We start from the raw sequence: 14,456 nt of genomic DNA, 5'->3' as shown, positions 1-14,456 counted from the left end.
GACACCCGCTCCCGACCGCATGGAGCAGATCGTCAACCTGGCCAAGCGCCGGGGCTTCGTGTTCCCCTCGGCGGAGATCTACGGCGGGTTCCGGTCCACCTACGACTACGGCCCCATCGGCGTGCTGTTGTTGCGCAACGTCAAGGACGCCTGGTGGCGCTCGATGGTCCAGCTGCGTGACGACGTGGTCGGGCTCGACGCGGCGATCCTGTCGCCGCCGGCGGTCTGGCAGGCGTCGGGACACCTCGCGAACTTCACCGACCCGCTCGTCGACTGCCGCCACTGCGGCGCCCGGCACCGTTCCGACGACATCCCCGACCCCGATGTGTGCCCGACCTGCGGCACCCGGGGGTCGTTCACCGAGGCGCGCCAGTTCAACCTGATGTTCAAGACCCACGCGGGGCCCGTCGAGGAGGACGCCGCGGTCGCGTACCTGCGGCCAGAGACCGCCCAGGGGATCTTCTTGAACTTCGCCAACGTGTTGCAGGCGAGCCGCAAGAAGCCGCCGTTCGGCATCGCCCAGATCGGCAAGTCCTTCCGCAACGAGATCACCCCGGGCAACTTCATCTTCCGCACCCGCGAGTTCGAGCAGATGGAGATGGAGTTCTTCGTCCCACCCGACGAGGCGGCGACGTGGTTCGAGTACTGGTGCGGCGAGCGGCGCCAGTGGTACATCGACCTCGGCATCGATCCGGGTCACCTCCGCCTGCGCCCCCATGCGGCCGACGAGCTCAGCCACTACTCGGCGGGGACGTCGGACGTCGAGTACCTGTTCCCCTGGGGCTGGGGCGAGCTCGAAGGCGTCGCCAACCGGGGCAGCTACGACCTGACGAAGCACAGCGAGGCCTCCGGGGAGCGTCTCGACTACTTCGACCAGGCCACCAACACGCGCTACGTGCCGCACGTGATCGAGCCGGCGGCCGGCGCCACGCGCACGATGATGGCGTTCCTCCTCGACGCCTACGACGAGGAGGAGGTCCGCGGCGAGACCCGCACCGTCCTGCGCCTCCACCATCGCCTCGCCCCCTACAAGGTGGCGGTGCTGCCCCTGTCGAAGAAGGACACGCTCACGCCCATGGCCCGGGAGGTGCTGGCGCTGCTCCAGCCCCACCTGATGTGCGACTACGACGAGACCCAGGCCATCGGCCGGCGCTATCGCCGCCAGGACGAGCTGGGCACGCCCTACTGCGTCACCGTCGACTTCGACTCCCTCGACGACCGTGCCGTCACCGTGCGCGAGCGCGACTCGATGGACCAGGACCGCGTGCCGGTCGGCGACCTGCTCGCCTATCTCCAGGAGCGGCTGGCATGACCACCGATGCCGGCCCGGCGGAGGCGACCCCCGAAGACTGGTTCGACGCCAACCGTCAGATGTGGGACGAGCGGGTGCCGATCCACGTGGACTCGGACTTCTACGGGGTGGCCGACTTCAAGGCCGGCCGCCAGACGCTCGAGCCCTTCGAGATCGAGGAGATGGGCCCGGTGCGCGACCGGGAGCTGGTCCACCTCCAGTGCCACTTCGGCCTCGACACCCTCTCGTGGGCGCGCCTCGGCGCCCGCGTCACGGGTCTCGACTTCTCCCAGCCGGCGGTGGAAGCGGCCAAGGGCCTCGCCCGCGAGTGCGGGATCGACGCCCGCTTCGTGGCCGCCAACGTGTACGACGCGCTCGAGGTGCTGGACCACCTGTACGACATCGTCTACGTGAACCTCGGGGCCCTGAACTGGCTCCCCGACGTGTGGCGCTGGGCGGAGATCGTGGCCGCCCTCCTACGCCCGGGTGGGCGGCTCTACCTTCGCGAGGCCCATCCGTTCGCCGATGTGTTCGCCGACGAGCAGCTCGACGTGGAGTACGACTACTTCGCCGACGCCGAGCCCCTCACGTGGGAGGACGCCGGCACCTACGCCGATCCGGACGCCCCCACCGTCCACAACCGGTCGTTCGAGTGGCAGCACCCCATCAGCGAGGTGGTCTCCGCGGTCCTGGCCCAGGGTCTCCACCTCGACCTGTTGCACGAGCAGCCCTACACGGTGTTCCAGCGCTGGCCGTTCCTCGAACGCCACGAGGACGGCACCTACTGGATGCCCGAGGACCGACCGCTGCTTCCCCTCATGTACACCCTCAAGGCCACGAAGGTGGGCTGACATGTCCGACTCCCTCGTCTACGCGTTCGATCACGAGCACCCCGAGCCGCCGATGGCGCGCAAGGACCTGCTCGGTGGCAAGGGGGCGAACCTCGCGGAGATGACCTCCGTGCTCAAGCTGCCGGTCCCGCCCGGGTTCACCATCACGACCGAGGCGTGCCGCGCTGCGCTCGCCGGCGGGTGGCCTGCCGGCCTGGCCGACGAGATCGAGCGCCACGTGGCGCGGCTGGAGGAGCGCATGGGCCGCCGGCTGGGGCTCGGGGACGACCCGCTCCTGGTCAGCGTGCGGTCCGGCGCCAAGTACTCGATGCCCGGGATGATGGACACGATCTTGAACCTCGGCCTCAACGACGAGTCGGTCCAGGCCCTCGCCCGCGCCACCGCCGACGAGCGCTTCGCCCTCGACTCCTACCGGCGCTTCATCCAGATGTACGGCAAGGTCGTCCTCGAGGTGCCGGGCGAGGAGTTCGAGCGCCGCTTCGAAGGTGCCCGCGACCTCGCCGGCGCCGAGACCGACCACGACGTCCCCGCCGATCTGCTGCACCTCGTCATCGACCGCTTCAAGGCGCTCGTGGCCGAGCACACCGGCGAGCCCTTCCCACAGGACCCGATGACCCAGCTCCGCGGCGCCATCGATGCGGTGTTCGCGTCGTGGCAGTCGCCCCGCGCCGTCACGTACCGCCGCCGCGAGCACCTGCCCAACGATCTCGGCACGGCCGTCAACGTGCAGGCCATGGTCTTCGGCAACCGCGACGACGAGTCGGGCACCGGCGTCGGGTTCACCCGCGACCCGGCCACCGGTGCGGCCGGCAGCTTCGGAGACTTCCTGGTCAACGCCCAGGGCGAGGACGTGGTGGCCGGCATCCGCGCCACCCAGCCGCTCCACGAGATGGGCGAGCGGTGGCCCGAGCTCTACCGCCAGCTCCAGGAGATCTTCGCCACCCTCGAGCAGCACTACCGGGACATGTGCGACACCGAGTTCACCGTCGAGCAGGGCAAGCTCTGGATGCTCCAGACCCGGGTGGGGAAGCGCACCGGTACCGCGGCACTGCGCCTCGCCGTGGCCATGGCCGACGATCCGGCCATCCGCCTCACCCACGCCGAGGCCGTCGAGCGGGTCTCCGCCGATCACCTCGACCAGGTCCTGCACCCGCAGTTCGAGCACGTCGAGCACACGGTGCTCACCACCGGCCTGGCCGCGTCGCCAGGTGCCGCCGTGGGCAAGGCCTACTTCGACGCCAACGAGGCCGTCAGCGCCGCTCACGAGGGTGAGGAGGTGATCCTGGTCCGCCAGGAGACCTCCCCCGAGGACGTCCACGGCATGGAGGTGGCGCAGGGCATCCTCACGTCGCGTGGCGGACTGGTCAGTCACGCCGCCGTGGTGGCGCGGGGGTGGGGCAAGCCCGCGGTCTGCGGCGCCGAGGCCATCGTCGTCGGTGACAACCACTTCCGCGTCGGTGACACGGTGGTCAACAGGGGCGACGTGATCTCCATCGACGGCACCACCGGCGAGGTGGTCCTCGGTGCCATGCACCTCACGATGGGGGAGACACCGGCCGAGTTCGACACCGTCCTCGCCTGGGCCGACGAGGTGCGGGGCCGCGATCTGGGTGTCCGCGCCAACGCGGACACCGCGGAAGATGCCGCCCGGGCCCGGGAGCACGGCGCGGAGGGCATCGGCCTGTGCCGCACCGAGCACATGTTCCTCGGTGATCGCCTGCCGGTCGTGCGCCGCATGATCCTGGCCAACACCCCCGAGGGCGAGGCCGCCGCCCTTGACGAGCTGGGTCGGGTCCAACGGGAGGACTTCGAGGGGATCCTCGAGGCCATGGACGGGCTCCCCGTCACGATCCGCCTGCTCGACCCGCCGCTCCACGAGTTCCTCCCCGACGTGGAAGGCCTCGTCGTCAAGGAGGCCCGCGAAGGCGGCCTCGATGAGGAGGAGAGCGAGCTGCTCGCGGCCGCTCGGAGCTGGCAGGAGGCCAATCCCATGCTCGGCACCCGGGGCGTCCGTCTCGGGGTGCTGAAAGACGGCCTCTACCGCATGCAGGTGCGTGCCCTGCTTGAGGCGGCCGCCAACCGGCGGGCCGCGGGCGGCCGCCCGATCGTCGAGATCATGATCCCGCTCGTGGTGTCCGAGGCCGAGCTGGCTCTCGCCCGGAGCTGGGTCGAGGAGGAGCTCGCCGGGCCCGCCGGGGACGGGCTCGCCGAGGGTGACGTGCGCATCGGCACGATGATCGAGACCCCGCGCGCCGCGATCTGTGCCGACCAGATCGCCCGGCAGGCCGACTTCTTCTCCTTCGGGACGAACGACCTCACCCAGATGACGTTCGGCTTCAGCCGCGATGACGTCGAGGGCCGGCTCATGGAGACCTATCTCGAGCACGGGCTCCTGCCCGGCGACCCCTTCGACAGCATCGACCCCGATGGCGTCGGTGGCCTCGTCGGCCTCGCCGTCGAGCGGGCCCGTGCGGTCAAGCCCGACCTGAAGATGGGGGTCTGCGGGGAGCACGGCGGTGACCCGGCGTCCATCGCGCTGTTCCACCGTCTGGGCCTCGACTACGTCTCCTGCTCGCCGTTCCGTGTGCCCATCGCCCGGTTGGAGGCGGCCCGATCGGTGCTCGCCGCCTCCTCCGGGGGCTAGCGCCGGGGAGCACTGACCCGTGGGGATCGTCGACGAGGACATCGTGCGGGTGCGCGAGTCCACCGACATCGTCGCGGTGGTGTCGCAGCACCTCCAGCTGAAGCGGGTCGGCACCCGCTGGGTGGGCCTGTGCCCGTTCCACGCCGAGAAGTCGCCGTCCTTCTCCGTCAACGCCGAGCAGGGCCTGTACTACTGCTTCGGCTGCCAGGCCAAGGGCGACGCCATCACCTTCGTGCGCGAGATCGAGCACCTCGACTTCCCGGGCGCGGTCGAGTGGCTGGCGGCCAAGGCGGGCATCACCGTCCGCTACACCGACAGCGGGGAGAACGAGGGCCGCAAACGCCGCAAGCGCCTCCTCGAGGCCATGGAGCGCGCCGTCACCTGGTACCACGAGCGCCTGCTCACGGGCGCCGACGCGAAGGAGGCACGTGGCTACCTGCGCACCCGGGGCTTCGACGGCGAGAAGGTGCGTCGCTACCGGCTGGGCTGGGCGCCCGACGAGTGGGACGCCCTCGCCCGCCACCTGAAGGTCCCCGACGACGTGCTGCGCGACACGGGCCTCGGGTTCGTGAATCGACGCAACAAGCAGCAGGACGCGTTCCGGGGTCGGGTGCTGTTCCCCATCTTCGACGTGCAGGACGACCCGGTGGCCTTCGGCGGTCGCATCCTGCCCGGCCACGAGGGGCCCAAGTACAAGAACTCGTCCGAGTCGGCCCTCTACGCCAAGAGCAAGGTGCTCTACGGGCTCAACTGGATGAAGGCGGGGATCGTGGAAGCCGATGAGGCCATCGTGTGCGAGGGCTACACCGACGTGATCGGCTTCGCCGACGCCGGCCTGCCCCGTGCGGTGGCCACCTGCGGGACCGCCCTCACCGAAGAGCACTTCCGCACCCTCAAGCGCTACGCCCACCGGGTGGTGCTGGCCTTCGACGCCGACGCCGCCGGCCAGGCCGCCGCCGAGCGCTTCTACGAGTGGGAGAAGGCCTACGAGATCGACGTGGCGGTCGCGGCGCTGCCCGCGGGGGTCGATCCGGCCGACCTCGCCCGCACCGACCCGGCGGCACTCGTGGCGGCGGTCGAGCACGCCACGCCCTTCCTGGGGTTCCGGGTGCACCGCGCCCTCTCGGAGGGCTCGGTCGCCACCCCCGAAGGTCGCGCCCGCACCGCGGAGGCCGCGCTGACCGTGATCGCCGAGCACCCCAGCCAGCTCGTGCGCGATCAGTACGTCATGGAGGTGGCCGACCGCTGCCAGCTCGACCCCGACCAGTTGCGCCAGCGTCTCGCGGGGGTGGTGCGAGGTGAGGAGGCCAGGGCACCGGCCGTGCCCCGGCCGGCCGACGTGCGTGACGGCCGGGACAACGCCGAGGTCGAGGCGCTGCGCCTGGCCGTGCACGACCCCGACGCCGTTGGCCACCTGCTCGACGAGGTGCTCTTCACCGACGAGTTGCATGCGGCCGTGTTCCGGGCGCTCGCCCCGGGCGGCACGATGCACGAGGTGCTCGAGCGTTGCGATCCCCGCGCCGCCGACCTCCTGCAGCGCCTGGTCGTGGAGGAGGCCGAGGGCGACCCCGAGAACGTGGCCAGCCTGCTCACGGCGGCGGCGGCCCGCCGGGCGTTGCGCCGCCTGGACGCGGCCAACCGGCGCGCCTTCGACGCGGATCGGTCGCGGCAGATCGCCTGGCTCAAGATGGCCATCGAGCAGGTCGACCCCGACGACCCCGACGAGGCGGTGCGCGCGCAGTTGTTAGCCTGGCTCGCAGAAGAGGCCACCACGGCCGAGGAGAACGATGACTGACGGGGCACAGCGGCTCGGGGGGGCCAGCCTGCGGAGGCGGGCCGGCCAGGGTGACGACCACCCTCCCTCGTGCGCACGCGTCCCCTTCCGGAGCGGTCGCTGATGGCCGACGCCGTCACGCCGCTGCCCCCCTGGGCGGGCGTCCCCGAGCCCGAGATGCAGGCACTGCTCGAGCGCGGTCGGGCGAAGGGCGAGCTCACCCTCGACGAGGTCCTCCAGGTGATGAAGGACGTCGAGGTGTCGACCGACGTCATCCTCGGCGTCCGGACGTTGCTGCACAGCGAGGGCATCGCCCTCGACGAGACGCTCGACGCGGCGGCGCTGCCCTCGGGCAGCCCGAAGACCAGGTCCACCCGGGCCACCGACACCGGTGGTGCCGACACCCAGAGCGGCTCTGCGGACCCCGTGCGCATGTACCTCAAGGAGATCGGACGGGTCTCGCTGCTCAACGGGGAGCAGGAGGTCGAGCTGGCCAAGCGCATCGAGGTCGGCACCAAGGCCTCCGAGCGTTTGGCCGACGCGGCCGCCGCCGGCGAGGAGCTCGACCGCAACGTCATGCTGCGCCTCCAGCGGTCGGCCCGGGACGGGGAGATGGCCAAGCAGGCCCTCACCCAGGCCAACCTCCGGCTGGTCGTCTCCATCGCCAAGCGGTACGTCGGCCGCGGCATGCTCCTGCTCGACCTCATCCAGGAGGGGAACCTCGGCCTGATGCGGGCGGTCGAGAAATTCGACTACACCAAGGGCTTCAAGTTCTCGACGTACGCCACGTGGTGGATCCGCCAGGCCATCACCCGCGCCATCGCCGACCAGGCCCGCACCATCCGCATCCCGGTGCACATGGTCGAGTCGATCAACAAGGTGTACCGGGTGCAGCGCCAGATGATGCAGGAACTCGAGCGCGAGCCGACCATCGAGGAGCTGGCCGAGAAGGTCGACATGACCCCCCAACGGGTGCGCGAGATCCAGCGCATCTCGCAGGACCCGCTGTCGCTCGACTCGCCGGTGGGGGAGGAGGACGACTCCAACCTCGGCGACTTCATCGAGGACCAGCAGGCCGAGGCCCCGGCCGAGGCCGCGGCCCGCAAGATGCTCGGCGACGCCGTCATCGAGGCGCTCGACGAGCTGAACGACCGGGAGAAGCAGGTGGTGCGCCTGCGCTTCGGCCTGGACGACGGTCAGGCCCGCACCCTCGAGGAAGTGGGCCGCGAGTTCGGCGTCACCCGCGAGCGCATCCGCCAGATCGAGTCGAAGACGCTGGCGAAGCTGCGCCACCCCCACCGCAGCCAGAAGCTGCGGGACTACCTCGACGGCGAGTAGTCAGAGGGTGGTCAGGCCGACCACTCGGGCTGGATCAGGTCGATGGTGTCGTCGACCGTCGGGTCGCCGGCGCCGTTGCGGCCGATGGTCGTCCGCACCCGGGTGGCGGCCGACTGCACGGGCGGCGAGTCGGTGAGCTTGTGGAGCGCCTGGTTGAGCTGCTCGTAGCGCTGGCGGCCCGCCTTGGCGCCGAAGTAGTAGCCCACGGCGCCGCCGATGATCAGACCGGTTCGGAATTTCATGGCTTGGTTCTACCCCGTCCGTGCCCGTCACACCCCCCGAGCACCATGGGCCTATGGGTTACCGGGGCAAGGTCATCGAGCAGGAGCGTGCCCGCGAGTTGCGGGCGGAATCGTGGACGCTGCAGGAGATCGCCGACGAGCTCGGCGTCGCCAAGGGGTCCGTGTCCGTGTGGGTGCGTGACGTCGACTTCACGCCCAAGCCCCGCCAGCCGGGGGCGCACCGGAAGCCGCATCCCTGGAAGAGCCGCAAGGAGACGGAGATCGCCGATCTGCGAGAGGAGGGGCGGCGGCGGATCGGAGTCATGTCGGAGGAGGCCTTCCTCGTCGCCGGCACGGCTCTCTACGCCGGCGAGGGTGGCAAGACCGACGGGGAGGTGAAGTTCGCGAACAGCGACCCACGGATGCTGCTGCTCTTCTGCATCTGGCTGCGTCGGTTCTTCGAGATAGACGAATCGCGTGTCCATCTGCGGAACTACCTCCACCAAGGCCTCGACCTGGGGGCCGCCAACGCGTTCTGGTCGGAACTGCTCGACATCCCGGTCGAGCAGTTCTACAAGCCGTACCGTGCGGTGCCCGACCCCTCGATCCGCAAGGCGAAGCACATCTACGGCTGTCCGTCGGTCAGCTACTGCTGTACACGAACCCACCGAAAGGTCATGGGCTTGGTGCACGCGCTGCTATCGTCAGAAGCCCTTCCGGGGTGGCGCAGTCGGTAGCGCAGGGCACTGTTAATGCCAAGGTCGTGGGTTCGAGCCCCACCCCCGGAGCCAGATTTCGAGACGATCCGTCGCCGTGGCCACGCCGGCGGCGCCGTCGACGTGCGGCCGGTCCGCGAGACTGTCGCCGGGGCCCGTAGCTCAATGGTCAGAGCAGGCGACTCATAATCGCTCGGTTGCAGGTTCGATCCCTGCCGGGCCCACCGTCCTGACAAGGGGAAACGCTGCGCCCCGCCAGCTCATCCACGGGCGCGGGAGGGCGTGATGCAAACCATCTGCAAACGGGAGCGGAGCAATGGGATCTGTGTCCTTCACACCCGACGAACTGGAGCGTTTCGCTCGGACGCATCTTGAGTACGAGGTCTGCATCGCTGCTCACACGGCAGCCATGTGGCAGAACGGGCCCGGGATCCTAGATCGCGCCGCTCAGAGCGCGTTCATGATCTCGTCGCTTGTGCACCTCCGCCTGCTCGATGACTTCTTCGGCATGAAGAAGCGCCCGGTCATCGCTGGGAGAGAGATGCGGGACGTCATGGCACTCGACTACGTCTCGCATTGGACCCCAGTGCGGCCGCTCGGTGACCGTCGCGATGCCGTGAACGTGCAGGTGGCGCACCTTTCGATGGACCGCCTGGAAGGCCTCCCGTGGAACGTCCTGAGGTTGACGGTCGATGTGCTCGAGGTCTTCGGCACCTTCGTCGGTCAGTTGACACCGCTGATGGCCGAGGCCCTGGAAGGTGCCGAGGTCGTCGCCGAGGCGTTCGTCAACTGGTCGGCGCGCTTCGACCTGGACCACCCAGAGGATCTCGGAGATCTGGGGGAGCCGTACACATTCTTGGGCACGCCGAGCACAACGACGAACGGCGACCCGATCACAACGTGGCCGTTTGACCCGTCACCTATCCGGGGCAGCTGACGTCCATGAGCCGAGCGCCTGGTCGAGGGCGTCGGCCGCCGCGGCGGTCAGCCGGTCGCCCGCGAGTACGAGCAGCGCGGTTGTCGCCGCCCGCTGTCCACGCTGATGTCCGTAGCGGCCCTGTTGCGCGATGCCGCTGACGCCGTCGAGTGCGACGTGCGCGGCATATGCGCCCCTCCGGGCCGTTCCTAGGCGTCGACGAACGCGACGACAGAAGCGAGGCGGATCAGCCGCGCCTGTCGAGGCGGCGCGGCCTCAAAAGCTGGCGTCCTTCACCTTGATGGCCACCTCGACCCATCCGAGAGCGATCGCTGCGACGAGCCCGCCGATGATCAGCAAGAACACCAGCATGATCGTGGCGCTGCGGTCGACTTGCGCAACCCGCTGATGGAGCTGCACCACCTCCAGCCTGAGCGAGCTCAGTTCGTCCACGATCGCCTTCTCGCCGTCGGTCATCGCCACGCCCCCTTAGTCAGGCCACCAGTGCGGCCAGACGGTACCGGGGTGCAGGCCGGCCCTGCAGGCGAGACGGTCCGCCATCTCCTCGGTGAGCCCGGTGCGGGCCAGCCGGTGAAGGTGCCCGCGGTCGGGCCCGAGTCGGCGGGCCTGAGCCAGCCTCGTCTCGAGGGGATGGCGAGGGCGTCGAGGAGGTCGGCCAGCTGGTAAGGGTGGGGGACCTTGCGGCCCGGAGGGGCCCCGACGAGAAGGTCGCTCACGGCGCCCACTCCCGCACCCACTCGCCGACGTCGACCGCGGTGGATTCGTTCAGCCCGGGCGCCCACCGGTCACGGAACGCCTGCGCGAGCGGGGCCGGGTCGGATCCGTCGTCGACGAGCTCCACGGTCCGCCACTCGCGCTGTTGCTTCCGTGGGGCCGATCCAGTGACCGGGGATGCGTCGTGATGAGGATCGTCAACTAGGGTGCCGATGGTGATCGACCCTGACGACCTCCTCGACTCCCACGACGTCGCCCAGCTGCTGGGCTTGGCCAACAACCGGGTGGTAAGCGTCTACCGAGACCGATACAGCGGGGACTTCCCGGCGCCGTTCGTCGAGAAGGGAGCCGGCCGCTGCGTGCTCTGGCGCCGGCAGGACATCGAGCAGTGGGCCGCGTCACACCCCGGCCGTAGAGGCACATCGTGACCTCCACACAGGACCACGACGACGACCAGCTTCTCACCTGCACCGTGCAGGAAGCCGCCGACCTGATCGGGGTCTCCCGCACCACGGTCGACCGCCTCCTCGACGCCGGCCTGACCTACGAGCGGAAGGTGCCCGGCATCCGCCGCCGGCTCATCTCTCGCGCTTCGGTCGTCGCGTTCGTCGACGGCCCCCAGCCGTGATCTTCGCCGCGTTCTTCATCTCGCTGTTCGCTCTCTGCGTAGCGGTCGCCAGCGCCTCGTACACGTACCGCCAGGCCGTGGCCACGGAGGATCTGAGCTCGATCGACAGCGACCGCCGCCACGACGAGAGAACACCGGTCGTCGAGGTGCGCCGCCTCTCCCGGGCCCAGGACGGCAACGAGCGCCTCGAGTTCCGCCTCGTCTCAGGGCCGACCCTCACGAACCTCGAGGCCACCATCGTCGTCGACGCCCACGACACGCCCCCGATCTTGGGGATGCTGTTCGCCGGCGGCGATGGGTTCGTCCGATCAGGGCCTGTCGCTCCGTTCGAGGTCGGGCATCGCGAGGTACTTACGGGGCTCAGGGACCCTTCATCCAACAGCGAACTCCTCAGGCTGCAGCTGGTCGCTTACGCAGGCGATGAGCGCTGGACCCTCGCCGCCGAGGTCGAGTACCCCTCCTCCGGTCGGCGCGGCGGCCTCGTGTCCAGGGGGCCGCGATGATTGACGACGGGAGAGGTCGCCGACCGTGAGCTGGCAGTCGACCACCGAGGCCATCGGAGTACTCGCCGCCGGCGGCGTGTCGATCGGAGCCGTAGTCGTGGCTATGCGGGCCAACGGGCGCGTCGACCAGGCCAACGAAGAGGCACGACGAGCGGCCGACGCCGCCGTGGCCTCGGCCGCGGCAGCCGAGCGAGGCGCCCACGCATCTGAGGACGTGGCGAGGATCGAAGGCGACCGACACCACCGCGAGACAGCGCCAGTCCTCGCCCTGGTCCACATCGGACCGACAGCCGACGCCTGGGGCGAGCTCGTCCGCCTCGAGTGCTCAGGCCCGCTCGTGTACGAGGTCGACACAGTCCAGCTCCTCGACTACGACGAGGGTGGGATCATCACCTGGATCGGGGAACCCGGCAACGCTGTCTCGGCCCGCCGGATGCAGGACCTCGGGACCCTGAGCGCGGGCGACCGTCGTACGATCGAAGCCCACCGGGCAGAACAGCTGGCCCCCGGCGTGCTGCGCCTCCTGGTGAGCTGTTCCTTGGACGACCGCCACTGGCATCAGCTAGTTGAGTGCCAACTGCCGGGTCTCGACGAGAAGTGGCTCGGCGGCTCGCTGATGGCGTGACCCTCGCGACCGCTGCAAACGGCGTGCAAACGAACGTCAGCCAACTGGGGCGGACGGGGCCGGATGACGGTCCGCCGTCGGGTGGCTGATCGGCCCGAGATCACAGGCGTTTCGGGATGGGGGAGCATCCGCCCGGACGGGGCCGGATGCTGGGGTCGCGACTCATAATCGCTCGGTTGCAGGTTCGATCCCTGCCGGGCCCACCGCTCACGGCACAGTAAGGTCCGCGCATGGAGCCGATGCCTGGAACGCCGGCGCCGACCGGCGCCCCGAACGCCGCCGCCCCGGCGGCGCCGCCGCCCGACCCCGGCAAGGTGACCGGGCTGCGTGTCGCGAAGGTGCTCACGTGGCTGGTCTACGCCTACTTCCTCGTGGCGGTGATCCTGCTCGTCCTCGAGTTCTTCCTGCTGCTCTTCAACGCCAACCCGGACGCCGGGTTCGCCGAGTGGGTCTACCGAAGCGGCGACCGGGTGATGGAGCCGTTCCGGGGGATCTTCCCGACCAAGCAGGCCGGCAACGGCTCGGTACTCGACTTCGCCGTGCTCTTCGCCATCATCGTCTACGGCGTGCTGGCCCTGGCCTTCCACAGCCTCGTCGAGTGGTTGGACTACCGCATCCGCGTCGACCGCTGGCGGGCCGCCAACCCCGGGCAGGTCCCGCCGCCCCGCCGCTGATCGGCCGACTCGGGAACCAAACCGGCTTCCCGCTCCGTCCTACCGGCACGACCCCCGTCGGATCGAAAGGTGACCCACCCGTGCGCAACGCTCTCCGGACCTCGTTGATCGGCATCCTCCTCGTGGGCGCGGTCCTGGTGACCGCCTGCGGAAGCAGTGGTGAGGAGGTCGAGTCGGGAGCCGACGCCTCCACGTCGACCACCGGAGGCGACAGCTCCCCGGGTGCCACCGGCTCGGGTGACACGGTCGTGCCGGTGCCCGGCACCAGTGACACCACCCAGACGTCGTGGGCCCGGATCGAGCCCACGGACGATCTCGTCGGCGCCGCGGTGGTCACGCCGACCGAGCTGCTGGTCGACCCCGAGGACGACACCGTGGTCCTCGTGCGCTTCTACGGGGGCGTCCAGGACTGCTACGGCGCCAACGTCAGCGTCGTGCGGGAGGACGACTCGGTCGTCGAGGTCCGCCTCGAGACCGGGACCCGGCCCGAGGCCACCGATCAGGCATGCATCGAGATCGCCGAGGCCCAGGAGCTCGCCGTGACCCTCGACGCGCCCCTCGGGTATCGCCGCTTGAGCGCCAGCAGCGCCGGCTAGCGAACCTGCCCCCTCCCCGGTCAGCGTGGGAGACTGCAGCCATGGCCGAACTCGACCTCCGCCACGTGCGCATCCACGGGCATGACGTCGGTTACCGGATGGGCGGCTCGGGACCTGCGCTCCTACTCATCCACGGCATCGCCGGAAGCTCGACCGCCTGGAAGGAGGTCATGCCGCGGCTGGCCAAGGAGTACACGGTCATCGCTCCCGACCTGCTGGGGCACGGCGAGTCCGCCAAGCCGATGGGGGACTACTCCCTCGGCGCCGTGGCCAGCGGGCTTCGTGACCTGTTGGGCGTGCTCGGCATCACCCGCGCCACCATCGTCGGCCAGTCCTTCGGTGGCGGTGTGGCGATGCAGCTGGCCTATCAGCACCCCGAGCTGTGCGAGCGCCTGGTGCTCGTCAACAGCGGGGGGCTGGGGCGGGAGGTCAGCTGGATGCTGCGCCTGCTGACGCTCCCCGGGGCCGAGTACGTCATGCCGGCGATCTTCCCCCGCTTCGTCCGACCCTGGGGGGACGCCACCGGACGCTGGTTGGGCGAGCGTGGGGTCCGCTCGGCGCGTGTGTCCGAGATGTGGCGCGCGTACGGCTCGCTCACCGACTCAGAGAACCGGTACGCCTTCGTCCGCACGATGCGCGGGGTGATCGACCCCGGCGGGCAGACCGTCAGCGCGATGGACCGGCTCTACCTCGCCGCCCACCTGCCCACGCTCATCGTGTGGGGCGATCGGGACACCATCATCCCCGTCGAGCACGCCCACGACGCGCACGAGGCCATCCCGGGGAGCCGGCTCGCCATCATCGAAGGAGCGGGTCACTTCCCCCACGTCGAGTGCCCCGAGGAGTTCCTCGACGTCCTCCTCGACTTCCTGGACACCACCGAGCCGGCCGAGGTCGACATGGCCGAGCTCCGTGAGCTCCTGCTGGCCCACGCCGAGGGCTGA

Annotated in this window: 16 protein-coding genes and 3 tRNA genes; 17 read left to right on the top strand and 2 right to left on the bottom strand. The window is 70.0% G+C overall.

The annotated features are described in order from the left end of the window. The first annotated feature begins 19 nt into the window (after positions 1-19). From JNK12_21320 to rpoD, 5 genes are all read left to right on the top strand, one after another. Positions 20-1,312 carry a glycine--tRNA ligase gene (locus JNK12_21320; protein MBL8778489.1) on the top strand — a complete coding sequence of 431 codons (1,293 nt, stop codon included), beginning with the start codon at positions 20-22 and terminating at the stop codon, positions 1,310-1,312. Continuing rightward, positions 1,309-2,142, top strand: a complete 834-nt coding sequence (locus tag JNK12_21315; protein MBL8778488.1) for a methyltransferase domain-containing protein — start codon at positions 1,309-1,311, stop codon at positions 2,140-2,142. Before JNK12_21320 ends, JNK12_21315 begins: the two co-directional genes overlap by 4 nt. A gap of 1 nt (position 2,143) precedes the next feature. Next, positions 2,144-4,786: a pyruvate, phosphate dikinase gene (locus JNK12_21310; protein ID MBL8778487.1), complete on the top strand. Its 2,643-nt coding sequence runs from the start codon at positions 2,144-2,146 to the stop codon at positions 4,784-4,786. A gap of 19 nt (positions 4,787-4,805) precedes the next feature. Further along, positions 4,806-6,581: a DNA primase gene (locus JNK12_21305; protein ID MBL8778486.1), complete on the top strand. Its 1,776-nt coding sequence runs from the start codon at positions 4,806-4,808 to the stop codon at positions 6,579-6,581. A 156-nt stretch (positions 6,582-6,737) separates the two neighbouring features. Then, positions 6,738-7,898, top strand: a complete 1,161-nt coding sequence (rpoD, locus tag JNK12_21300; protein ID MBL8778485.1) for an RNA polymerase sigma factor RpoD — start codon at positions 6,738-6,740, stop codon at positions 7,896-7,898. Positions 7,899-7,909: 11 nt separating this feature from the next. Here rpoD and JNK12_21295 read toward each other — a convergent pair whose 3' ends face one another. Beyond that, a complete protein-coding gene (locus JNK12_21295; GenBank protein ID MBL8778484.1) occupies positions 7,910-8,140 on the bottom strand; it encodes a hypothetical protein in 231 nt (76 codons plus the stop codon). 53 nt (positions 8,141-8,193) lie between these two features. Between JNK12_21295 and JNK12_21290 the strand changes: the two genes are divergently transcribed. The 4 genes from JNK12_21290 (at position 8,194) to JNK12_21275 (ending at position 9,772) form a co-directional block, all read left to right on the top strand. Beyond that, positions 8,194-8,856 carry a hypothetical protein gene (locus JNK12_21290; GenBank protein MBL8778483.1) on the top strand — a complete coding sequence of 221 codons (663 nt, stop codon included), beginning with the start codon at positions 8,194-8,196 and terminating at the stop codon, positions 8,854-8,856. Beyond that, positions 8,835-8,910 (top strand) — tRNA-Asn (locus JNK12_21285). The genes JNK12_21290 and JNK12_21285 overlap by 22 nt, the downstream gene beginning before the upstream one ends. A gap of 76 nt (positions 8,911-8,986) precedes the next feature. After that, positions 8,987-9,059: transfer RNA gene (locus tag JNK12_21280), tRNA-Ile, on the top strand. Between the two features lie 101 nt (positions 9,060-9,160). After that, entirely contained in the window at positions 9,161-9,772 is a 612-nt protein-coding gene (locus tag JNK12_21275; protein MBL8778482.1) for a hypothetical protein, read from the top strand. Positions 9,773-10,027: 255 nt separating this feature from the next. On the opposite strand, the gene JNK12_21270 is transcribed toward JNK12_21275, so the two are convergent. Beyond that, on the bottom strand, positions 10,028-10,228 hold the full coding sequence (locus JNK12_21270) for a hypothetical protein (GenBank protein ID MBL8778481.1): 201 nt from the start codon (positions 10,226-10,228) through the stop codon (positions 10,028-10,030). A 473-nt stretch (positions 10,229-10,701) separates the two neighbouring features. Here JNK12_21270 and JNK12_21265 point away from each other — a divergent pair, with 473 nt between their 5' ends. The 8 genes from JNK12_21265 (at position 10,702) to JNK12_21230 (ending at position 14,456) form a co-directional block, all read left to right on the top strand. Then, positions 10,702-10,914, top strand: coding sequence for a hypothetical protein (locus JNK12_21265; GenBank protein MBL8778480.1), 213 nt, complete (start codon positions 10,702-10,704; stop codon positions 10,912-10,914). Beyond that, positions 10,911-11,114, top strand: a complete 204-nt coding sequence (locus JNK12_21260; protein ID MBL8778479.1) for a helix-turn-helix domain-containing protein — start codon at positions 10,911-10,913, stop codon at positions 11,112-11,114. Before JNK12_21265 ends, JNK12_21260 begins: the two co-directional genes overlap by 4 nt. Further along, entirely contained in the window at positions 11,111-11,617 is a 507-nt protein-coding gene (locus JNK12_21255; protein MBL8778478.1) for a hypothetical protein, read from the top strand. The genes JNK12_21260 and JNK12_21255 overlap by 4 nt, the downstream gene beginning before the upstream one ends. 25 nt (positions 11,618-11,642) lie before the next feature. Continuing rightward, entirely contained in the window at positions 11,643-12,242 is a 600-nt protein-coding gene (locus JNK12_21250; GenBank protein MBL8778477.1) for a hypothetical protein, read from the top strand. Positions 12,243-12,381: 139 nt separating this feature from the next. Beyond that, positions 12,382-12,445 (top strand) — tRNA-Ser (locus tag JNK12_21245). A 27-nt stretch (positions 12,446-12,472) separates the two neighbouring features. Further along, complete coding sequence (locus JNK12_21240; GenBank protein ID MBL8778476.1) at positions 12,473-12,916, top strand: YggT family protein; 444 nt, start codon at positions 12,473-12,475, stop codon at positions 12,914-12,916. Between the two features lie 80 nt (positions 12,917-12,996). After that, positions 12,997-13,512, top strand: coding sequence for a hypothetical protein (locus JNK12_21235; GenBank protein ID MBL8778475.1), 516 nt, complete (start codon positions 12,997-12,999; stop codon positions 13,510-13,512). Between the two features lie 41 nt (positions 13,513-13,553). Continuing rightward, on the top strand, positions 13,554-14,456 hold the full coding sequence (locus JNK12_21230; protein MBL8778474.1) for an alpha/beta fold hydrolase: 903 nt from the start codon (positions 13,554-13,556) through the stop codon (positions 14,454-14,456).

The sequence above is a fragment of the Acidimicrobiales bacterium genome (assembly GCA_016794585.1).
Classification (GTDB): Bacteria; Actinomycetota; Acidimicrobiia; order Acidimicrobiales; family DATDAH01; genus JAEUJM01.
The sequence above is the reverse complement of the archived record's forward strand: the minus strand, read 5'-3'. Positions and strand labels throughout refer to the sequence as shown.